This is a genomic window from Paraburkholderia phenoliruptrix, from assembly GCF_019511605.1.
GTDB classification, from domain to species: domain Bacteria; phylum Pseudomonadota; class Gammaproteobacteria; order Burkholderiales; family Burkholderiaceae; genus Paraburkholderia; species Paraburkholderia phenoliruptrix_A.
This window is the reverse complement of record NZ_JAEUAV010000024.1, coordinates 45018-66798: the sequence shown is the minus strand read 5'-3', so window position 1 is coordinate 66798 and position 21781 is coordinate 45018. Positions and strand designations below refer to the sequence as shown.

The 21781-nt window shown below is 63.5% G+C and carries 19 protein-coding genes and 1 tRNA gene; 5 read left to right on the top strand and 15 right to left on the bottom strand.

The genetic code is table 11. The features are described from left to right. Window positions 1-46 precede the first annotated feature (46 nt). From thrS to JNB89_RS24485, 7 genes are all read right to left on the bottom strand, one after another. Window positions 47-1954, bottom strand: a complete 1908-nt coding sequence (gene thrS / locus JNB89_RS24515; RefSeq protein WP_135894899.1) for a threonine--tRNA ligase — start codon at window positions 1952-1954, stop codon at window positions 47-49. Between the two features lie 267 nt (window positions 1955-2221). Beyond that, window positions 2222-2298: transfer RNA gene (locus tag JNB89_RS24510), tRNA-Val, on the bottom strand. Between the two features lie 137 nt (window positions 2299-2435). Next, entirely contained in the window at window positions 2436-4679 is a 2244-nt protein-coding gene (locus JNB89_RS24505; protein ID WP_013339927.1) for a RelA/SpoT family protein, read from the bottom strand. A 106-nt stretch (window positions 4680-4785) separates the two neighbouring features. Further along, window positions 4786-5139 (bottom strand): RidA family protein, encoded by a 354-nt coding sequence (locus tag JNB89_RS24500; RefSeq protein ID WP_013339928.1) that lies wholly within the window; start codon window positions 5137-5139, stop codon window positions 4786-4788. A gap of 81 nt (window positions 5140-5220) precedes the next feature. Beyond that, window positions 5221-6132: an alpha/beta fold hydrolase gene (locus tag JNB89_RS24495; RefSeq protein WP_220363919.1), complete on the bottom strand. Its 912-nt coding sequence runs from the start codon at window positions 6130-6132 to the stop codon at window positions 5221-5223. Between the two features lie 345 nt (window positions 6133-6477). Then, window positions 6478-7119, bottom strand: a complete 642-nt coding sequence (locus JNB89_RS24490; RefSeq protein ID WP_013339930.1) for a CoA transferase subunit B — start codon at window positions 7117-7119, stop codon at window positions 6478-6480. A gap of 2 nt (window positions 7120-7121) precedes the next feature. Next, the gene (locus JNB89_RS24485; protein WP_013339931.1) at window positions 7122-7826 is read right to left on the bottom strand and encodes a CoA transferase subunit A; all 705 of its coding nucleotides are present in this window, start codon (window positions 7824-7826) and stop codon (window positions 7122-7124) included. 240 nt (window positions 7827-8066) lie between these two features. On the opposite strand from JNB89_RS24485, the gene JNB89_RS24480 reads away from it, so the two are divergent. Continuing rightward, complete coding sequence (locus JNB89_RS24480; protein ID WP_013339932.1) at window positions 8067-8612, top strand: LuxR C-terminal-related transcriptional regulator; 546 nt, start codon at window positions 8067-8069, stop codon at window positions 8610-8612. Window positions 8613-8636: 24 nt separating this feature from the next. Here the strand turns inward: JNB89_RS24480 and JNB89_RS24475 are convergent, their stop codons facing one another. Both JNB89_RS24475 and JNB89_RS24470 read right to left on the bottom strand, forming a co-directional pair. Further along, on the bottom strand, window positions 8637-9080 hold the full coding sequence (locus tag JNB89_RS24475; protein ID WP_220363918.1) for an acyl-CoA thioesterase: 444 nt from the start codon (window positions 9078-9080) through the stop codon (window positions 8637-8639). Window positions 9081-9171: 91 nt separating this feature from the next. Beyond that, window positions 9172-9948: an SDR family oxidoreductase gene (locus JNB89_RS24470; protein ID WP_013339934.1), complete on the bottom strand. Its 777-nt coding sequence runs from the start codon at window positions 9946-9948 to the stop codon at window positions 9172-9174. 188 nt (window positions 9949-10136) lie between these two features. On the opposite strand from JNB89_RS24470, the gene JNB89_RS24465 reads away from it, so the two are divergent. Beyond that, window positions 10137-11810: an electron transfer flavoprotein-ubiquinone oxidoreductase gene (locus JNB89_RS24465; RefSeq protein ID WP_220363917.1), complete on the top strand. Its 1674-nt coding sequence runs from the start codon at window positions 10137-10139 to the stop codon at window positions 11808-11810. A gap of 142 nt (window positions 11811-11952) precedes the next feature. On the opposite strand, the gene JNB89_RS24460 is transcribed toward JNB89_RS24465, so the two are convergent. From JNB89_RS24460 to JNB89_RS24440, 5 genes are all read right to left on the bottom strand, one after another. Beyond that, on the bottom strand, window positions 11953-13431 hold the full coding sequence (locus JNB89_RS24460; RefSeq protein ID WP_220363916.1) for a tetratricopeptide repeat protein: 1479 nt from the start codon (window positions 13429-13431) through the stop codon (window positions 11953-11955). 49 nt (window positions 13432-13480) lie between these two features. Further along, window positions 13481-14581, bottom strand: coding sequence for a chorismate synthase (aroC, locus tag JNB89_RS24455; protein WP_013339937.1), 1101 nt, complete (start codon window positions 14579-14581; stop codon window positions 13481-13483). Window positions 14582-14702: 121 nt separating this feature from the next. Continuing rightward, window positions 14703-16667 carry an MFS transporter gene (locus JNB89_RS24450; protein ID WP_013339938.1) on the bottom strand — a complete coding sequence of 655 codons (1965 nt, stop codon included), beginning with the start codon at window positions 16665-16667 and terminating at the stop codon, window positions 14703-14705. A 138-nt stretch (window positions 16668-16805) separates the two neighbouring features. Beyond that, complete coding sequence (locus tag JNB89_RS24445; protein ID WP_013339939.1) at window positions 16806-17264, bottom strand: CBS domain-containing protein; 459 nt, start codon at window positions 17262-17264, stop codon at window positions 16806-16808. A 54-nt stretch (window positions 17265-17318) separates the two neighbouring features. Next, window positions 17319-17507: a hypothetical protein gene (locus JNB89_RS24440; RefSeq protein WP_220363915.1), complete on the bottom strand. Its 189-nt coding sequence runs from the start codon at window positions 17505-17507 to the stop codon at window positions 17319-17321. Between JNB89_RS24440 and JNB89_RS24435 the strand changes: the two genes are divergently transcribed. From JNB89_RS24435 to JNB89_RS24425, 3 genes are all read left to right on the top strand, one after another. Continuing rightward, window positions 17506-18951 carry an O-acetylhomoserine aminocarboxypropyltransferase gene (locus JNB89_RS24435; RefSeq protein ID WP_220363914.1) on the top strand — a complete coding sequence of 482 codons (1446 nt, stop codon included), beginning with the start codon at window positions 17506-17508 and terminating at the stop codon, window positions 18949-18951. The two genes, JNB89_RS24440 and JNB89_RS24435, sit on opposite strands and share 2 nt — an antisense overlap. Further along, on the top strand, window positions 18948-19781 hold the full coding sequence (locus JNB89_RS24430; RefSeq protein WP_220363913.1) for an alpha/beta fold hydrolase: 834 nt from the start codon (window positions 18948-18950) through the stop codon (window positions 19779-19781). The genes JNB89_RS24435 and JNB89_RS24430 overlap by 4 nt, the downstream gene beginning before the upstream one ends. Window positions 19782-20039: 258 nt before the next feature. Further along, complete coding sequence (locus tag JNB89_RS24425) at window positions 20040-20360, top strand: Mpo1-like protein (RefSeq protein WP_013339942.1); 321 nt, start codon at window positions 20040-20042, stop codon at window positions 20358-20360. A 38-nt stretch (window positions 20361-20398) separates the two neighbouring features. Here the strand turns inward: JNB89_RS24425 and JNB89_RS24420 are convergent, their stop codons facing one another. Then, window positions 20399-21712, bottom strand: a complete 1314-nt coding sequence (locus tag JNB89_RS24420) for a YihY family inner membrane protein (protein WP_083788053.1) — start codon at window positions 21710-21712, stop codon at window positions 20399-20401. Between the last annotated feature and the right edge of the window lie 69 nt (window positions 21713-21781).

The following is a 21781-nucleotide window of genomic DNA, read 5'->3' as shown; positions in this document are numbered from 1 at the left end:
ACGTTTCCTCTAAAAATTAAAAAAACGAGCCGGGCTGCCAAGTGGCTCAGTTGAACGACTGCACGTCCTGGCGCAGACGCTCAATGAAGGCGCCGACCGGCATTACGCCAAGGTCAACGCCACCACGGGCACGCACGGCTACCGTTTGTGCTTCACGCTCCTTGTCGCCGACCACGAGCAGGTACGGCACCTTCTCGAGCGTGTGCTCACGTATTTTATAGCTAATCTTCTCGTTGCGCAAATCGGCTTCCACTCTAACCCCTTGTTTTTGCAACGATTGGGCAAGAGACTGGGCGTATTCGGCCTGGTTTTCGGCGATATTCATCACTACCACCTGCATCGGTGCAAGCCATGCGGGCATTGCACCGGCGTGGTGCTCGATCAGAATGCCGAGGAAACGCTCCATTGATCCGACGATTGCCCGGTGCAGCATGATGGGCCGCCGGCGGCCGTTGTCTTCAGCGACGTATTCCGCGCCAAGACGTTCGGGCAGGACCATATCCAGCTGCAGCGTGCCGCATTGCCAGGAGCGGCCGAGCGCGTCCTTGATGTGATACTCGACCTTCGGCCCGTAGAAGGCGCCCTCGCCGGGCAGTTCTTCCCACGTCACGCCGCAGGCGGTCAACGCCTCGCGCAAGCCCTGCTCAGCGCGATCCCACGTTTCGTCCGTGCCCGCGCGCGCGTCCGGGCGCAGCGACAGCTTGATCTCGACGTTGTCGAAGCCGAAATCCTTGTACACGCTCATGGCGAGCGTATTGAAGGCGATCGACTCGCTAATGAACTGCTCTTCCGTGCAGAAGATGTGCGCGTCGTCCTGCACGAAACCGCGCACGCGCATCAAACCATGCAGAGCGCCGGAGGATTCGTTACGGTGGCACGAGCCGAACTCCGCATAACGCAGCGGCAGATCGCGGTAGGAGCGCAAACCGTGGTTGAACACCTGCACGTGACCAGGACAGTTCATCGGCTTGATCGCGTAGTCGCGCTTTTCCGATTCCGTCGTGAACATGTTTTCACGATAGTTCTGCCAGTGGCCCGACGCTTCCCACAGCGAGCGGTCCATGATCATGGGCGTCTTGATTTCGAGGTAGCCGGCCTCGTTCACGCGGCGGCGCATGTACTGCTCCACCTGCTGCCACAACGTCCAGCCGCGCGGATGCCAGAACACCATGCCGGGCGACTCGTCCTGCATGTGGAACAGGTCGAGCTGTTTGCCGAGTTTGCGGTGATCGCGCTTTTCCGCTTCCTCGAGCATGTGCAGGTACGCTTCCTGGTCTTCCTTCTTCGTCCAGGCCGTGCCGTAAATGCGCTGCAACTGCTCGTTCTTCGAATCGCCGCGCCAGTAGGCACCCGCCACCTTCATCAGCTTGAAGACCTTGAGCTTGCCGGTGGACGGCACGTGCGGGCCGCGGCACAGGTCGGTGAAGCCGCCGTGCGAGTACAGCTTGATCTCGTCCGTTGCGGGAATCGACTCGATGATCTCCGCCTTGTACTTTTCGCCGATGCTCTTGAAGTAGTCCACCGCTTCGTCGCGCGACACAACGCGGCGCGACACGGGCTCGTCTTTCTTGGCGAGCTCCTGCATGCGCTTTTCGATCTTTTCCAGATCTTCGGGCGTGAAAGGACGGCTGTAGGCGAAGTCGTAGTAAAAGCCGTTGTCGATTACCGGGCCGATCGTGACCTGCGCCTCGGGATACAGATCTTTCACCGCGTACGCGAGCAGGTGTGCCGTGGAGTGGCGAATGATATCGAGACCGTCCGCATCTTTTTCGGTGACGATGGCAAGCGCCACGTCGTGATCGATCAGCGTGGACGTGTCGACCAGTTGTCCGTCGATCTTGCCGCCGAGCGCCGCCTTCGCGAGGCCGGGGCCGATGGACGCCGCCACTTCGGCGACGGTCACCGGATGCTCGTACTGTCGAACAGAACCGTCAGGCAGACGTATCGAAACCATTGCGTTCTCCATGGCGCCGACCGGCGGCGGCACATACAACCAGGTGAAAAAGCCAAAAAAAATGCGGCCCCGCTTTCGAGGGGCCGCATTCACATTTCCTGCAAACTGCACCGGCGAAAGTGGTCCTCGACTAGCGTCGCTCCGAAGTGGTTTCGGTCAACGTTCGCGGTGCCATAACCGTATCGCCCTTCGCCGTATTCGCCTATTGCGCCACAGGCGCTTACTGCAGTTTGCGAAACCCCGGCAATGCCGAAGTTTCTTTTTCGTTGGTAGGCTCGATTGGACTCGAACCAACGACCCCCACCATGTCAAGGTGGTGCTCTAACCAGCTGAGCTACGAGCCTGAAGAAACGAGATTATATGGAGCCCTACACTGCTTGGCAAGTACTTTCATGCACCGGCTTCACAATCCCGCACTCGCGGATTCTTACGCGACTCACGCAACGGCTGCATTCGCGGCGATTATTGGCCTCGTCCGCTGTCAGCCTTTGCGCGATGCACGGACCACGCCAGTCACTTCACCGAGCAGCGTGCAGGCGCGCTGTATTTGCGCGGCACTCGAAACCTCGACGGTAAACTGCATGAACGCGGCGTTGCGGCGCGTCTGCGTCTTCACACCGATCACGTTCATTTTCTCCCGCGCGAACACTTCCGAGATATCGCGCAGCAGCCCTTGGCGGTCGGTGGCCTCGATCGACAGATCGACGGGATAAACCGACTGCCCGCGGCCGCTCATCACATCCGCCGACCACGCCGTTTGCAGCACCCGCTCCGGCGCGCGCTCGGCCATGCGCATGAAGGTTGGGCAATCGCTGCGGTGAATCGACATACCCTTGCCGCGCGTCACGAAGCCCGAGATGTCGTCGGGCGGCGCCGGCCGGCAGCAGCGCGCGAGCTGCGTGAGCAGCGCGTCGACACCCACCACCAGCACGCCCGTCGACGCGCCGCGCGCGACACTCGCGCCGCTGCTGCGCTTCTCGAATTGCTCCGGCGCCTCGACCACCGGTTCGGGCGGCGGCGCATCGTGCAGCGCCTGTTCGACAAGCCGCAAACTGAACTCTTCCTTACCTACGACCGAAAACAGATCGTCGGTCGTCTTGAAGCCGAGCTTGGCGGCAAGCTGATCCAGGTTGACCGAAGTCTTGCCCTCGCGCTGCAAGGTCTTCTCGACCATCGCCCGGCCGCTCGCAATGTGTTCCTGTAATTCGACCGCATTGAACCAGGCCCGCACCTTCTGACGCGCGCGCGAGCTATGCAGATAGCCCAGTTGCGGGTTCAACCAGTCGCGCGACGGGCCGCCCTCTTTCACCGCGACGATCTCGACCGTCTGGCCGTTCTGCAATTGTGTGTTCAGCGGCACCATCGCACCGTCCACTCGCGCGCCGCGGCACCGGTGCCCCAACTCGCTATGCAGGTGATACGCGAAATCCACCGGCGTCGCCCCGTGCGGCAAAGCAATCACACGGGCTTGCGGCGTCAGCACGTAGATGTGGTCGTCGTCGAGCGTGGCCTGGCGCAGTTGCTCCCACGGCTGCGCCGCGCGCTTTTCGCCGTGCTCGCCTTCAGACACGTCGTCTTTCCACGCGAGCAGTTGACGCAGCCACGCAATCTTCTCGTCGTACTTCTCGTTGGCGGCGAACTGCCCGCCGTAACCGCGCGTGCCGGCCTCCTTGTAGCGCCAGTGCGCGGCCACGCCGTATTCCGCGAACTGATGCATGTCGTGTGTGCGAATCTGCACTTCGAATGCCCGACCGTCGTCGCCGATCACCACTGTGTGCAGCGACTTGTAGCCGTTCGGCTTGGGCCGCGAAATGTAGTCGTCGAACTCTTTGGGCACTGGCTGCCACAGGTTATGCACGATACCGAGCACGGTGTAGCAGTCTTTGATGTCGGGCACGATTACGCGAAACGCACGCACGTCGTACAGTTCCGCGAAGTCGAGCTCCTTGCCGCGCATCTTGCGCCAGATGCTGTAGATATGCTTGGGCCGCCCGCTCACCTCCGCGCGTATGTTGGCGGCGGCGAGTTCCTGCTGCAGGCGTTCAATGGCCTGCGCCACATAGCTTTCGCGCTCGACGCGCTTCTCGTCGAGCAGCTTCGCGATGCGCTTGTAGACAACCGGCTCCTCGAAGCGGAACGCGAGGTCCTCGAGCTCCCACTTGAGTTGCCAGATGCCCAGGCGGTTGGCAAGCGGCGCATAAATATCGAGCGTCTCGCGTGCGACGTCGGGCGTAGGCGTGAGCTTTGCCGCCGCGTAATAGCGCAGCGACTGCAGCCGCGACGCGAGCCGGATCAACACCACGCGGATGTCCTGCGCGAACGCCAGCAGCATCTTGCGCAACGCCTCGACCTGCGCGCGCCGCGCGGCCTGCGCATCGCGCCCCGCTTCGGGCATCGCATTCTGCGCCGCGCGCAAGCTCACGGTGCCGAGGCGCAGCAGCTTGCGCACGTCGCCGACCAGTTGCGCGACCTCTTCGCCGAAGTTGTCGGCGATCAGGCGCTCCGGGTCCTGCAAGTGCGGCGTCAAGGCGAACAACGCCGCCGCCAGCACGGCAGGCGGGTCGACATTGAGCGTACGCATGATGGACGCGGTGCCCGCCGCGTGATCCGCCAGCAATTCGCCAGAGGACAGGCGCACCTCGCCCGCGTGCTGCCGTACGAATGCCATCGCTTCGTCGAAAGACGGGAGGGGATGCGGCGCGCTCGTAACGGTTTCGGTATTCATGGTGCGGCGCCCCAGCGGGGCGAGGCAAATCAACGGAATTTCAACTTCAACAACCTGGTTCTGCGCGGCCCGGCTGCCGGAACAGCTGCCGGAATGGCTGCCGTGCCTAGCTGCGCTGCGCCGCGACCACGACGATCTCGACCAGACACTTCGGGTTCGCCAGCCGGGCCTCGACAGTGGCGCGCGGCGGCGTGGCGCCCTGTGCGACCCACTCGTCCCACACCGCGTTCATGCCGGCAAAGTGCGCCATGTCCGAGATATAGATCTGCACCGACAGCAAATGCGCTTTGTCGCTGTTCGCCTCGGCAAGCAGACGGTCGATATGGCCGAGCACTTCGCGCGTCTGGCCGGTAATGTCCTGGTCCGCGTCTTCGGCGATCTGGCCGGCGAGGTACACGGTGCCGTTGTGCACGGCGATTTCCGAGAGACGCTTGCCGACATGGTGACGAATGACTGCCATGGAAGATCCTGATGTAAATAGAAGAGAGTTGAAGAGAAATGCGGCTTGCATGACGCCCCAGGCGCCACGTGCAACTGCGTATTATGACGCGTCGCTGCCGGCGCCGATAAAGAAGCGCCGCGCGATCTCAATCTGATCTGGCGACAGAAACGCCGGCGCATGTCCGACGCCGCTGATTTCGACGCTGGAAACAGCACGCCCGGTCTCGACCATCTTTGCGACCGTTTCACGTGACAGCAAATCGGACAGCTCGCCCCTCACCACCAGCACCGGCCCCTGGAAGGACGCGAGCGAATGCCATAGTGCGGCCTCGCCGAGTTTCGCGGTTTCGGGGGTGGTCGCGGCAAAAGGCTCGGCGATGCGCGGATCGTAACGGAACAGCCACGTGCCGTTTTCCTCGCGCAGCAGCGGCGTATTGATCTCGCGCCATTCGTCCGGCGTCAGCGGGCCGAAGGTGCGCGCAAGAAACGCCGCGTGGTCCACGCCTTGGCGCAGGGAGTCGAAACGCACCGGCTTGCCGAGATAATCGCCGATGCGTTTGACGGCTTCCGGCTCCAGATGCGGGCCGACGTCGTTCAACAACAGCTTGCGGATGGGCGTGTCAGCCAGACCTGCAAGACCGAGGCCGATCAACCCGCCCATGGACGTGCCGAACCAGTCCACCGTTTCCACGTTCAGACGTGCGATTAGCGTGACCATGTCGGCCACGTATTGCGGCACGCCATACAGGTTCGGGTTGGCGAGCCATGACGACAAGCCGCGCCCGACCACGTCCGGACAAACCACGCGGTAGGTGCCTGCAAACTGCGCGGCGAGCCGGTCGAAATCGCGCCCCGAACGCGTGAGGCCATGCACGCACAACAGTACGCGCGGGTTGTCCGGATCGCCCCACTCGGTGTAGGCAATACGATGCAGGCCCGCCGCGCTCGCGCACTGCACGTAACGTTGACGAGGCGTAGGCTGCTCGCCTGCGAAGGCTGTCGTTGCAGTCATTTGTGGTCCTTGCAAAAGCGCTGCCCTCTCCGCCCATTAGCGCGGACGCAACGCGGTGAGAAGCGGCACGCGGCGACTTTCGATTAATGCCTGCGGACGATTGTAAACCGCTTTGCGCATGCCAACGATCGGCCAAACGGCATAGGACAGGCAAAGCAGAGCCTTCGTCGGAAAAGAAAAAGCGGACGAGACTTGCGCCTCGCCCGCTTCATCTGCACTTCACCTGTAGTGCACCTGCATTGCACCTGCGCGCTGCACACCCAGCTCGAGCATGCACGCCGGCGTGCACAGCGGCCGTTGCTGCTCCGGCGTCACCGGCGCGGCAACGGACCTCGCAACGTCCAATCAGCTCACCGCGCTCACGTCCAGCGGCGCGCCCGTCTTTGCCTTGATCTCGTCGACGCTCACGCCCGGCGCCAGTTCGGTCACCTTCAGGCCGTCGTCCGTGACTTCGATCACGCCCAGGTCGGTGATGATCTGATCGACCACGCCCACGCCTGTCAGCGGCAACGTGCATTCTTCGAGGATCTTGTGCTGATCGCCCTTCGCGACGTGCTCCATCAGGACCACCACGCGCTTGACGCCCGCGACCAGATCCATCGCGCCGCCCATACCCTTGATCATCTTGCCCGGAATCATCCAGTTGGCCAGATCGCCCTTCTTGCTGATCTGCATAGCGCCGAGGATCGCCAGGTTGATGTGGCCGCCGCGGATCATCGCAAACGAATCCGCCGACGAGAAAATCGACGAGCCCGGCAGTGTTGTCACCGTCTGCTTGCCTGCGTTGATGAGATCGGCGTCCACTTCTTCTTCGGTCGGCGACGGGCCGATGCCGAGCAGGCCGTTCTCGGATTGCAGCCACACTTCGACGCCCGGCGGCACATGGTTCGCCACCAGCGTCGGCAGGCCGATGCCGAGGTTCACGTAAAAGCCGTCCTGCAATTCCTTCGCCGCGCGCGCGGCCATTTCGTCACGAGTCCATGCCATGATCAGTCTCCTTTCGCGCGGACGACGCGTTGTTCAATGCGTTTTTCCGGATGCGCATTCAGCACGATGCGCTGAACGAAGATGCCAGGCGTATGGATCGCATCCGGATCGAGCTCGCCCACCTCGACGATTTCCTCGACTTCCGCCACCGTGATGCGGCCGGCCATCGCGCACATCGGGTTGAAGTTGCGCGCCGTGCGGCGATAGATCAGGTTGCCCGACTTGTCGGCCTTCCATGCCTTGACGAGCGCAATATCCGCCGTCAGCGAATGTTCGAGCACGTAGTGGTTCTCGCCGAACTGGCGGGTTTCCTTGCCCTCGGCGATCAGCGTGCCGTAGCCCGTGTTCGTGAAGAAAGCCGGAATGCCCGAGCCTCCCGCGCGCAGCTTTTCGGCGAGCGTGCCTTGCGGCGTGAATTCCAGCTCGAGCTCACCGGCCAGATACTGGCGCTCGAACTCCTTGTTCTCGCCGACATACGACGAAATCATCTTCTTGATCTGGCGCGTTTCGAGCAGCAGGCCAAGGCCGAAACCGTCGACACCCGCGTTGTTGCTGATGCAGGTGATGCCCTGCACGTTCGTGTCGCGCAGCGCCGCGATCAGCGCCTCGGGAATGCCGCACAGGCCGAAGCCGCCGACGGCGAACGTCTGCCCGTCCTTGACGATGTCTTTCAGCGCCTCGGCGGCGCCTGGATAGACTTTGTTCATCAGTATGTCCCTTCCTTTATGGAAACCCGAAACCGGTTTTGTTGCGGCTCACATGACGCGCAGAGGCGGTCAGCCCACACATCACTGCAGTCGCCCGCGAGGCACCGGGTGCGAAGCCGTGGACCCGATTCGCACACGCCGCCGCGGACACCTCACCGCATTCTCATGTGCCCGAAAGAGTACGCTTGCCGCGCCATGCGGCACAATACGCAAAAATACATAAGTACTTGCCGCCAGCCCATGCCCGCACTGGATTACCAAACCGCATTTCATCTCGCGCCGATCGGGCTCGTGCTGTCGCGCGAACGCATTATCGAAGATTGCAATGACGAGCTTGCGTCGATTTTCGGCTGCCCGCGCGAGGCGCTGCTCGGCCAGTCGTTCCAGATACTTTACCCGTCTGCGGACGAATTCGAGCGGATCGGCGCACGCATTCCGCCTATCATGACCGCGCAAGGCAGTTACGCCGACGACCGCATCATGAAGCGCGCCAACGGCGAACTGTTCTGGTGCCACGTGACGGGCCGCGCGCAGCGGCGCACCGACCCGCATGCGGCGGGAGTCTGGACTTTTGAAGATTTGAGCGCGACGCGGCGCGTGGCCGTGGAACTCACGCCTCGCGAGCGTGAAATCGCCGCGCAACTGGTGACGGGAAAAACCAGCAAGCAGATTGGACGGGTGCTCGACATCAGCCCGCGAACGGTAGACGTGTACCGCGCCCGGCTGATGCGCAAATACGATACCGGGAATGCGACCGAGCTGCTGCAACGTCTGCTCGGCCACTGAGCGCGGCCGCCGCAGTTCGCGAATTTACGCGGCCGGTTCGGCCGTTTTCACGAGAGCGGCTCGCTCGATGGTCGCGCGCAGCAGCTCGGGCACCGGCACCGACTTGCCGGCCGCGTAGTCGATCCACACGCAACGGGCGGCGCCGCGCGCATAAACGGTGTTTGGATCGTCCGCGCGCACCAGCTCGAAGCCTGTGTCGAAGCTGCTGCGGCCAGGCGTCGCGACGCTCATGCGGCCGATCACGTCGCCGGGATAATGCAGTTGCTTGAGAAATTCCATCGAGGCATTGACGATCACCGGTCCTTGGCCGTCCGCGTTGCTGCCGGCCAAACCGAGCTGCTCGAACCAGGAAATGCGTACCTGCTCCATGTAGCGGAAATAGACCGTGTTGTTCACATGGCCGAACGCGTCCATGTCGCCCCAGCGGATCGGCATGGACATCTCAAAAACTGCGTGAAAATCGCTCATTGTGCTTCTACTTTTCCTGCTATTTCTGTGATTGAAGCCCGCCTCGGCCTTCGTACAGTGGCAAGGAGGCAAAGAGGCCAGGCGCGAAGGCTTACGCGAGGCCGAAGCCGTCGTCGGCGGCGATCACCGAGCCGTTGATGAACTGCGATTCGTCCGCCGCGAGCAGCAACAGAAGCCCGTCCAGGTCGTCCGGCTTGCCCACGCGATGACGCGGCAGCATCGACACGAGCTTTTGCCCCTGCTCGGTCGACCAGTGGTGATGGTTGATCTCCGTGTCGATATAGCCCGGACAGATCGCATTTACGTTGATGCCGTGCTTGCCCCATTCGAGCGCCATCGCCTTGGTCATGTGCACCACGGCCGCCTTGCTCATCGAATACAGGCCGATTTGCGGCAGCACCCGCAGCCCCGCCATGGACGCAATATTGATGATGCGGTAGGACGGCTTTTGCGCATTGTTGCCGCGCATGATCATGCGCTTGGCCACTTCCTGCGCGACGAAGAATGCGCCGCGCGTATTCGTGTCGAACACATATTCGAAGTCGGCCGGCGTGACCTCCGAGAGCTTCTGCGTGGTGGACACGCCCGAGTTGTTCACCAGAATGTCGATGGTGCCCGCCTCCGTCTCCGCGTGCGCGACGGCGGCCTTGATGCTTTGATAGTCGGTCACGTCGAGCGAGACGACGTGCGCCGCGCCGCCCGACGCCTCGATCTCGGCGCGCAGTTCCTTGAGCCGCTCGGTGCGCCGGCTCGCGAGCACGACCTTGGCGCCTGCCTGCGACAGCACTTGTGCAAAGCGCTTGCCCAACCCGCTCGAGGCGCCGGTTATCAGCGCGACCTTGCCTTCCAGATTGATCGAACGGCCCATTGTCGTTCCTTGTTCGGTGGTAGTTACGGATGCGGTTGCCAGTTGCGGCCGAGCGTTAAGCTCGGGTCAATACCGTATCACAGAAATAGAACGATCGTGCTAATCTCTGCTGATCCGGTTGCGGTGCAGGAATCCATCGCCCACAATACGATCCCGAAAAAAGCATTCTAACGGTAAGAGGAGCATCAATGACCCCCGCAAGTCTGATCGAGCAGTATGGCCCGCGCGAGTCGATGGAATACGACGTCGTGATCGTCGGCGGCGGCCCGGCTGGTCTCGCTGCCGCAATCCGCCTGAAGCAGTTGGCGGCCGACAAGGGGGTCGAGCTTGGCGTCTGCGTGCTGGAAAAAGGCTCGGAAATCGGGGCGCACATCCTCTCCGGCGCGGTCATGGACCCGCGCGCCATCACCGAACTGATTCCCGACTGGAAGGAAAAAGGCGCGCCTCTGGACGTGGAAGTAACCGAAGACCGCTTTCTCTTCCTGTCGGAAAACGGCGTGAAGTCGGTGCCGAACTGGGCGCTGCCGGACAACTTCAAGAACCACGGCAACTATGTGATCAGCCTCGCGAACGTCACGCGCTGGCTGGGTCAGCAGGCCGAGGCGCTGGGCGTCGAAATCTTCCCGGGATTCCCCGCTGCTGAAATTCTTTATAACGACGACGGCTCGGTCAAGGGCGTTGCGACCGGCAACCTCGGCATCGGCAAGGACGGCCAGCCCACCGAAAACTTCCAGCTCGGCATGGAACTGCACGCGAAGTACACGCTTTTCTGCGAAGGCGCGCGTGGGCATCTCGGCCGGCAACTGAACGACAAGTTCAGTCTGCGCGACGGCGTGGATCCGCAGGTCTACGGCATCGGCATCAAGGAGCTGTGGGAGATCGACCCGGCGAGGCACAAGCCGGGGCTCGTCATGCACACGGCCGGCTGGCCGCTCGAGACCGATACCTACGGCGGCTCGTTCCTCTATCACATGGACAACAACCAGGTGGTGGTGGGTTTCGTGGTGGGTCTCGGCTATTCGAATCCGTACCTGTCGCCGTTCGAGGAATTCCAGCGCTACAAGACGCATCCGGCCATCCGCCAATTCCTTGAAGGCGGCAAACGCGTGTCGTACGGCGCGCGCGCGATCACCGCGGGCGGACTGATGTCGCTGCCGAAGCTGGTATTTCCCGGCGGAGCGCTCGTCGGCGACGACGCGGGCTTTCTGAACGCGTCGCGCATCAAGGGCTCACACGCTGCAATCAAGACCGGCATGCTGGCCGCCGAAGCCGCCTTCGAAGCCGTCCAGGCCGGCCGCACGAGCGACGAACTCACGGCGTACCCGGAAAGCTTCAAGACCTCGTGGCTGCACACGGAGCTCTACAAGGCCCGTAATTTCAAGCAGTGGATGAGCAAGGGCCTGTACCTCGGCACACTCATGGTGGGCATCGAGCAGAAGCTGTTGGGCGGCAATGTGCCGTGGACGCTGCATCACCAGCATTGGGATCACGAGATGCTCAAGCCTGCGTCGCAGTGCAAGCCGATCGTGTATCCGAAGCCCGATGGCAAGCTCACGTTCGACCGCTTGTCTTCGGTGTTCATCTCGAGCACGAATCACGAAGAAAACCAGCCCGCGCATCTGACGCTAAAGGATCCGACGGTGCCGGTGAACGTGAACTGGCAGACCTATGCCGGTCCGGAATCGCGTTACTGCCCGGCTGCGGTGTACGAGTTCGTGAAGAACGACGACGGCGGCGAGCGGCTCGTGATCAACGCGCAGAATTGCGTGCATTGCAAGACCTGCGACATCAAGGACCCGACGCAGAACATCGTATGGGTTACGCCCGAAGGCGGCGGCGGGCCGAACTATCCGAACATGTGATGTCCCGCTTCGCGGCGCACGCCGGGCGTGCCCGCCTTGCGAACATCCTGAACACCCTGAACGCCGCGAACGCGGTGAACGCTGCGAACGCGGTGAACGCGGTGAACGCTGCGAACGCGCCGCGAACGCCGTGAACGCAACCTCAGCCGCGCGTCAGCCGTTCGATGCGCGCGCGTACCCGCGCCACCACCGGCGCCCATGCGCCCACTGCGGGTTGCCTGAGCAGTTCGATCGAATCGTACCAAGGCGTAACCGCCGCCTCGCTGCCCCAGAACCATGCCGACACGTGGTCGATCATCAAACAGGTCGGCACGCCGAGAGCGCCCGCAAGATGGGCCGGCCCGCTGTCTATCGTGACCGTCAGATCGAGATTCGCGAGCAATGCGGCGACATCGTCGAAGCCAGATTGAAAGTGGTGAGTGAGGTCGACCACGTCGAGCCCCTTCGCTCGCCACTGCGCGACAGTCTCGCCGCGCCCCGGCGAAAGCGCGAAATACGTCACGCGAGGCACGTCCAGTAAGGGCTCGAGTTGCTCGGCCGGCACCGAGCGCCGCGTGTCGCGAATATGGTCGGGATTGCCGTTCCACACAAGGCCCACGCTGCGCTTGCCGGGCATTGCGCCGACGCATTCCTGCACACGCCGCTGCCAGATCTGCACATGCGTGGGGTCCGCCCTCAGATAAGGCGCCCCCCAGCCATGCGGGTCGACGATGCCGAGGCGCAGCGGCAGGCTCATCAGCCCGCAATGAAAGTCAGGCTGCGTTTCGAGGCTGGTTTCGAGCCGCAGGTCCGCGGGCAGTGTCCGTTCGAACAGCGCTCGCAATGGTCCGTCGTGACCGAAGATCACCGTGCCGCCCTCGCGCCGGGCGCGCTCTGCGAGCAACGGCAGAAAGCGCACCGCCCACAGGCAATCGCCATTGCCTTGCTCGCCGTACACGACGAGCGTCTTGCCCGCCAGCGACTGGCCTTGCCACGGAGCGCTAATCGCGGCGAGCGCGCTCTGCGCGTTGTTCAGCTCGCCGCCGGCAAACGCCATACGCGCCTCGTAGCGCGCCCAGCCCTCGGCGAAACGTCCGCTGCGAATCTCAAGCTCGGAGAGGTCGAACAGCGCATGCGCATTATCCGGCGACAACACGAGCACCTCGCGCAGCAACGCCTCGGCCTGCGCCAAGCGCCCTTGCTCCTTCAGGCACAACGCAAGCTTGTGAAGCGCCACCGGATTACCCGGCACCACACGCACCGCGTCGCGCAACAACTGCTCCGCGGTAGCGAAGTCGTCGCGATGCTGCACCGCGGCTGCACGCCAGACCAACGCGTTTGCGTCCGTGGCATTTAGCGCGAGCAGCAACGCGGTGGCCTCCTCGACCAGCGCCCACTCGCGCGCGACGAACGCGGTTTGTGCAATCGTATGCAGCAGCGCCGGGTGACAGGCGGGATCGGCCCGGTAGGCCCGCACGAACGCCACGAGCGCTTCGCGTCGCAACGCCTTGTCTGGGCCGGCGTGTTGCAACAGCGCCTCGCCTAATGCGAGATAGTCTTGCGCGGTGGCGTGCGGTGCCGATGCGCGGGCGCGCAACGCCGGCAGAACAGCGTCTGCCGGCTCGAGAAGAAGTTGACTCATGCGAAAACGCCGCTCGCGCAGTGCGATTCAGACGGCCAGTGGCCTCTGGTTACGGCGCGCTGGCCGCGATCTTCGGTGTGCTTACCGACACGTCGCCGCATTGCGCGCGGTGGCGCAGCGCGTGATCGATCAGCACCAGTGCGAGCATGGCCTCCGCGATCGGCGTGGCGCGAATGCCGACACACGGGTCGTGCCGGCCGAACGTTTCCACAACGACGGGTTGCCCCGCCTTGTCGATCGAGCGGCGCGGCGTGCGGATGCTCGAAGTCGGCTTGATCGCGATGGACACGGTAATGTCCTGACCGGTCGAAATGCCGCCCAGCACCCCGCCCGCGTGATTGCCGACGAAACCCTCCGGCGTCAGTTCGTCGCCATGCACGGAGCCCCGCTGCGCGACGCTGGCAAAACCCGCACCGATCTCCACGCCCTTCACCGCGTTGATGCCCATCATCGCGTGGGCGATGTCTGCGTCGAGCCGGTCGAACAGCGGCTCGCCAAGACCCACGGGCACGCCCGAAGCCACCACGTTGATGCGCGCGCCGATCGAGTCGCCGTCCTTGCGCAGCGCGTCCATATAAGCTTCGAGCTGCGGCACGATGTCCGCATTCGGCACGAAAAACGGGTTCTCGCGCACCTGCGCCCAGTCGACGAACGGCACGTCGATCTCGCCGAGGGCCGCCATGTAGCCGCGCACCTCCGTGCCGAACTTCTCGCGCAGCCACTTCTTCGCGACCGCCCCTGCGGCCACCGTCGGCGCAGTCAGGCGCGCGGACGAACGCCCGCCGCCGCGATAGTCACGAATGCCGTATTTTTGCCAGTAGGTGTAGTCGGCGTGGCCCGGACGGAAGGTGTCCGCAATATTGCCGTAGTCCTTGCTGCGCTGGTCCGTATTGCGGATCAGAAGCGCAATCGGCGCGCCGGTGGTCTTGCCTTCGAATACGCCCGAGAGAATCTCGACCTTGTCTTCTTCCTGACGCTGCGTGACATGGCGCGAGGTGCCGGGCTTGCGGCGGTCCAGTTCGAACTGGATGTCCGCTTCGTCGAGCGCCATGCCCGGCGGGCAGCCGTCGATCACGCAGCCGATAGCCGGGCCGTGCGATTCGCCGAAGGTCGTGACAGTAAAAAGCGTACCGAGGGTGTTGCCGGACATGGGCGTCGTCCAAAGGATGCGGGGAAAGCGCTATTATGCCAGCCCCTCGCCGCCCAAGGCGCCGCCCGGCACCGTCTTATGACTTCAGGCCAGGCTCCGGACAGGTCCAGAATAGGCCGCCCTACTTGCGCGCCCCGCGCAATTCCGTAACGATTTTTTGCAGCAACTCGGGCGTGGCGAGCGCCGGTTCTATCGGCTCGGCAACCGCGAGTGTCAGCCTGCTCATCACGCCCTTGCGCACCGGCCGCGGCCAGCGCGCGTCGTCGGCGCGTGAAAACACGCTGCCCCACAACCCACGCAACGCCATGGGAATGACCGGCGCGGGCGTGCGGCGAATGATCTCCATCACGCCATGACGGAACGGATTCATGTCGCCGGTTCGCGTGAGCTTGCCCTCCGGAAAGATGCACACCAGTTCGCCCTCGGCGAGCGCCTGCGCGCAGCGCTCATAAGCGCGTGCGAGCAACTGCGCGTCCTGATGCGCGGGAGCGATAGGAATGGCCTTCGCATGACGAAACACCCAGCCCGCGAAGCGCGTTTTGAATATCTGATGGTCCATCACAAAGCGGATCGGCCGCGGGCTTTCGGCCATGATCACGACCGCATCGACGAAGCTCACGTGGTTGCACACGAGAACGGCCGCGCCTTCCTCCGGAATCCGCTCGGCATGAACGAGCCGAATCCGGTAGAACGTGTGCACGAGCACCCATGCGATAAAGCGCAGCAAAAACTCAGGCACCAGCGAATAAATGTAGCTTGCCACCACGATGTTGAGCAGCGCGGTCACAAGAAAGATTGCCGGAATGCTGAAGCCCGCCGCCGTCAGCCCGATCGCCATGAGCGACGAAACAATCATGAACAGCGAATTCAGAATATTGTTTGCGGCGATGATCCGCGCCCGGTGGCTCGGCTGGCTGCGGCTCTGGATCAGCGAGTAGAGCGGCACGCTGTAGAAGCCGCCGAACATGGCGAGCAGGAACAGATCGGCAAGCACGCGCCAATGCATGGGCCGCGCGAGGAACTCGCCGACGCTCAGCAGGTGTCCCGCAGACGGCAACGCGTGGCTCGCGAAAAAAAGGTCGATGCCGAACACGCTCATGCCGATCGAACCGAGCGGCACGAGGCCAATTTCGATGCGCCGCTTCGAGAGCTTTTCGCACAACAGCGAGCCGAGGCCGATGCCGACAGAGAACGTGCCCAGCAGCACGGTTACCACGTCGGGGTCGGCGGACAGCACGTCTTTCGCATAGCTGAAAAACGACGACAGAAACGTCGCGCCCACGAACCACAGCCACGATATACCGAGCAGGCTCAGAAACACCGTGCGGTTTTCGCGCGCGAGCTTGAGGTTTCGCCAGGTTTCGCTGACCGGATTCCAGTTGATGCGCAGCTCCGGCTGCGGCGCCGGCGTGAGCGGCACGAAGGCCGACACCATGCGCCCCGCAAGCGCAATCGCGACGCACGCGCAAGCGAGCACCAGCGCGCCGTGCTCGACGAACCCCGCGCTCGCGCCGCCGACAATCGTGCCCACCAGAATCGCGACGAAGGTGCCCATCTCGACCATGCCATTGCCGCCCACGAGTTCCTGGTTCGACAGATGCTGCGGCAGGTACGAGTACTTGACCGGCCCGAACACGGTGGAATGCACGCCCATCAGAAACGTGCACAGATACAGCAGCGGCGCGCTGTGCAGCAGAAAACCAGCGCCGCCGATCAGCATCACGACAATTTCGAAGCTCTTCACGAGACGCGTGAGCATCGCCTTGTCGTATTTGTCGGCGATCTGCCCGGAAGTGGCCGACAACAGCACGAAAGGAAGAATAAAGATGGCCGAAATAAGGAACGCAGCGGTTTTGGGATCGACGCCAGAAAAGCGCGCGGCCTGGAACGTCACGAGCGACGTAAAGCCGATCTTGAACACGTTGTCGTTCATCGCGCCGAGGAACTGGGTCCAGAAAAACGGCGCGAAACGACGCTCGCCAAGCAGCTTGAACTGCGATTCGTGGCCGCCGTGCCGACGCGCGGCGCGGCGGGCGGCGGACAGCGCGCGCGTAGGGGGTGTGGGAGGCAACGGACTGTGACTCATGTCGTGCGAGAGACGGATCGGAAAGCGGGCGCCTGCGCAGCACCCCGCAAGCCGCGCGCCGTGTGATGGCGGCGCACACAAAAAAAGCGCGCGCTCTCGCGCACGCCTTCACTGAATGGCGGGTTCAGCCGCCGCGTATCAACGCGCCGGCTGCTGCCCCTGCTCTTCCGGCCAGTCGCGAATGTACGCCTTCAGCATGCGATTTTCGAAACCCTGCTCTTCGACCACCGCCTTCGCCACGTCATAGAACGAAATCACGCCCATCAGCGTGCGGCTTTCCAGCACCGGTAGATAACGCACGTGGTGCTCGAGCATCATGCGGCGTACTTCGTTGACGTCCGTTTCGGGCGTGCAGGTGAGCGGATGATCGTCCATGACCTTGCGAATGGTGGACGTGCCCACGCTTCCGCCATTTTCCTTGAGCGTGAGAATAATCTCGCGGAATGTCAGCATACCGACCAGGTCGCCGTACTCCATGACCACCAGCGAGCCGATGTCGTGCTCGGCCATGGTGTTGACCGCGTCGTGCAGCGGGGTATCCGGCGTAACCGTGAAAAGGGTGTTGCCTTTGACTTTAAGAATGTCGCTGACTCGCATAATCTGTCTCCCAAAATACCCGCCAGGCATGTAATACATCAATGACTTTCGATCCTAGCGGAAAGGCCCATAAAAGGAAAGCGGCCCGCCCATAAAGGCGCGGCGGGCTTGCGCCGCGATCGAACGGGCTTGCGCCACACCCTTCGCATCGGGAAAACCGCGCTTGATGCGTGCGATGCCGGTGATACGATGGCCGCCACCTTGACCTTTCGCGAGGCTGTCCGTGGCCTTGCCGACCCGCATGTCCGCCAACCGTTTCGACACGCTTGCGCTGCACGCCGGCGCCGCACCCGACCCCGCCACCGGCGCGCGCGCCACGCCGATTTACCAGACCACGTCGTTCTCGTTTCGCGACGCCGACCACGCCGCCGCGCTTTTCAACATGGAGCGCGCGGGGCACGTCTACTCCCGCATCTCGAATCCGACCGTTGCCGTGTTCGAGGAACGCGTCGCGGCGCTCGAAAACGGCGCGGGCGCGATCGGCACGGCAAGCGGCCAGGCCGCCTTGCATCTGGCGATCGTCACGCTGATGGGCGCGGGCTCGCACATCGTCGCGTCGAGCGCGCTGTACGGCGGCTCGCACAATCTGCTGCATTACACCTTGCGCCGCTTCGGCATCGAAACGACCTTCGTCAAACCCGGCGATATCGACGGATGGCGCGCCGCGCTGCGCCCGAACACCCGGCTGCTGTTCGGCGAAACGCTCGGCAATCCCGGCCTCGACGTGCTCGACATTGCCACCGTCGCGCAGATCGCTCACGAGCACCGCGTGCCGCTTCTGGTCGACTCCACCTTCACCACGCCGTACCTGCTCAAGCCGTTCGAGCACGGCGCGGACTTCGTCTATCACTCGGCCACCAAGTTTCTGGGCGGCCACGGCACGACGATCGGCGGCGTGCTGGTGGACGGCGGCACGTTCGACTTCGACGCCTCCGGACGCTTTCCCGAATTCACCGAGCCTTATGCCGGCTTTCACGGCATGGTGTTCAGCGAGGAAAGCACGGTGGCGCCGTTCCTGCTGCGCGCCCGCCGCGAAGGCTTGCGCGACTTCGGCGCCTGCCTGCACCCGCAAGCCGCATGGCAGCTTCTGCAAGGCATCGAAACCCTGCCTTTGCGGATGGAGCGCCACGTCGCCAACACGCGCCGGGTCGTCGAGTTTCTCGCCGGCCATGCGGCGGTGGAAGCCGTCGCGTATCCGGAACTACCGACGCATCCCGATCACGCGCTCGCCCAACGTCTTCTGCCGCGCGGCGCGGGCGCCGTGTTCAGCTTCAATCTGCGCGGCGACCGCGCGGCCGGCCGCCGCTTCATCGAAGCGCTGTCGCTGTTCTCGCATCTGGCCAATGTCGGCGACGCACGCTCGCTGGTGATCCATCCGGCTTCCACCACGCACTTCCGCATGGACGCCGCCGCGCTCGCCGCGGCAGGCATCGCGGAAGGCACGATCCGGTTGTCCATCGGCCTGGAGGATCCCGACGATCTCATCGACGACCTCAAACGCGGCCTGAAAGCATCACAGAAGGTCTCGCCGAACGCATCGTCCAACGCCCCATCCAACGCCCCGTCCAACGCATCACCCAACACTTCCGCAAACGCACCACGAGAGGCGGCGCACCATCCGGCGCCGACCGGCGCACCGTCCGCAGGCGGCAGCGCCGCTTCGCAACCGCGCCCGGAGTCCGCATGATCCTCACCGTTCAAGGCAAGGCCGCCTATGCCTACACCGGCGGCAAACCATTTGACCCGAGCCTGCCGACGGTTGTCTTCATCCACGGTGCGGAGCACGACCACAGCGTGTGGGCGCTGCAAACGCGTTACTTCGCGCACCACGGCTTCGCGGTGCTGGCCGTCGATCTGCCAGGACACTGTCGCAGCGCCGGCCCCGCGCTGCACACCATAGAAGCGCTGGCAGACTGGCTTGCCGCGCTGCTCGACGCCGCGCACGTCGAGCGCGCTTGCGTGATTGGCCATAGCATGGGGTCGCTCGTCGCGCTCGACTTTGCCGGCCGCTATCCGCAGCGGACCACGCATCTCGCACTGCTCGCCACGGCGTTGCCGATGGCCGTATCCGACAGCCTGTTGCAAGCCGCGCTGCACAGCGAGCCGCAAGCTATCGGCATGGTCAACCAGTGGTCGCACTCCACCTTCGCGGCGAAACCTTCATGCCCGGGCCCCGGCTTCTGGCTGCACGGCATGAACCAGCGGCTCATGGAACGCGTGTCGGCAAAGGGCGAAGCTCATCTCTTTCACACTGATTTCACCGCTTGCAACAACTATGCGGACGGCCTCGCGCGGGCTGCTGATGTACGCTGCGCGACGCGCCTCGTGGTGGGCCGCCGCGACGCGATGACGCCGTCGCGCGCAGCCAAAGCGCTTGCGGATGCGCTCGCCCACGCAGGCAATCCGGTCGATACGATCACGTTGGAAGCCGGACATGCGCTGATGGCCGAGCAGCCCGACGCCACGCTCGACGCGCTCTTCGGCTTTGCTTCACAACCCGCACGCATCAGAGGCTAGCGCTCGGCCGCCGGCCTGGCCCCGTCTGCTGCTGCAGCGTTGATGCGTTCACGATAGCGGCAGCAAAGCGTCGGCGCCATCGTCCGAATGGTCAGGTTGCGCGAGGCACACGATAGCCGCACAATGGGTCGGAACCGTTTTATTGCGGGCGCCGCCGGCAAGCTGATGTCCCGGCATGCCGAAGGACCGGCGCGCCGCGAAAACAGAACGTGGCACACGCCCGCGCAATCGCCGCGCACAGCAATCCGGGAGGCCCTCATGGCTCATACCGCGCATACCGATCACTTCGCGAACTTCGCGGAGTTTTATCCGTACTATCTGAGCGAACATCGCAACCTGGTGTCGCGACGGCTGCATTTCGTCGGCTCGCTCGCGGTGATTGGCTGCCTCGCGATGGCGCTTGCCACCGGCGACTGGCTGTGGCTGCCTGCTGCCGTCGTGTGCGGATACGGCTTCGCCTGGGTCGGGCATTTCTTCTTCGAGAAGAACCGGCCGGCAACCTTTCGCCATCCGCTCTACAGCCTGATGGGCGACTGGGTAATGTTCAAGGACATCTGCGTGGGCAAAATTTCGTTGTAGCGCGCGCGGCGCGAGCGGCCGTAGTCAGCGCCTACGCGCTAGGCCGCCTGATGCGGCATGGAGGACGTGCCGCGATCGTTTTCCTCGGCCGCTGCGGCGCGCGCAGCGGCGCGGGCCGTGAGCAGCGTCGCGAGCGTCACCTTCAGCCTGTCGTTCTCCAGCGCGGCGAGCAGCATCGCGCCGTCCACGCGAGTGGACGCGAGCTGAAGCTGATATTCCAGTTCGGCACGATCCATCACGAACAGATCGTACAGTTGCTGCACGGTGATCTGCGCCGGATTCGCCAGCAGCAGAAAGTGCGGCCGCGAGGCGTCTTCCTGCAATTGTGCGATCCATCCAACCTGTTCCAGCCTTTGCAGCAGATAGACGGTCGTGTCCATATCGCGGCGAAGCATGCGCGATAGTTCGGTTACCGTATAACCGCGCTTGCCGGCGTCGCGCGCTTCGCAAAGCCGTGCCAGCAGTTCGAGCGAATCGAACAGATTACTACCCTCGAAAGTCGGGCGATGGAACTGGCCGATGCGGATGGCCGGCAACGCCGAGGCAATCATCGCGCCCGCAAGCGTGATGAACCAGCAGAGGTACATCCACAGCAGGAACAGCGGCACTACCGAAAACGCACCGTACACCGCGGTGTACGTAGGCATGCGCCGCACGTAGTAGCCGAAGCCGCGCTTGGCTAGCTCGAAGGCGATCGCCGCCGTCACGCCGCCGATCACCGCATCGCGCCATTCCACGCGGCAGTTCGGCAAATACACATAGAGAATCGTGAAAGCGAGCGCCGTGAGCGGCAAGGCAGTGCCCGCGAGCGCCCATTCGATCACCGGCGTCATGCGCTGGGCGGCGCTGAAGGTCATGGACTGCGTGAACAGATACGAGGAGATGGAAAGACTCACGCCAATCAAAATCGGACCGAGCGTGATGATCGCCCAGTACACGAGGATGCGCTGCGCGACAGGCCGCGCCTTGCGCACGCGCCAGATCACGTTGAAAGCGGATTCGATCGTCATCATCGTCATCACGCCGGTGAGAAACAGCAGCACCATGCCGATGGTCGTCAAACCTTTCGCCTTCGCCGCGAACTGATTCAGATACTTGAAGATCTGGCTGTTCAGTTGCGCGGGCATCAGGTGATCGGCGAGGAAAAACTGCAGCGACTCCTGGAACGAACTGAACAGCGGAAACGCGGTGAAGAGCGCGAACGCAACCGTGGCAAGCGGCACCAGCGCGAGCATCGTGGTGAACGTGAGGCTGCCGGCCACCTGGGGAATACGGTCTTCGCTGCTGCGCTTCGCGGCGAATTGCGCGAGCCGCTTGAGCGTGTCGAGATCGAAACGCACCCTGGACAACAAACCTGCCTCCTTGCTTTGGTCAAAGCGTGTTGCGGGACCGCCCGGCAAAACCTCGGACGCAGCTTGCGC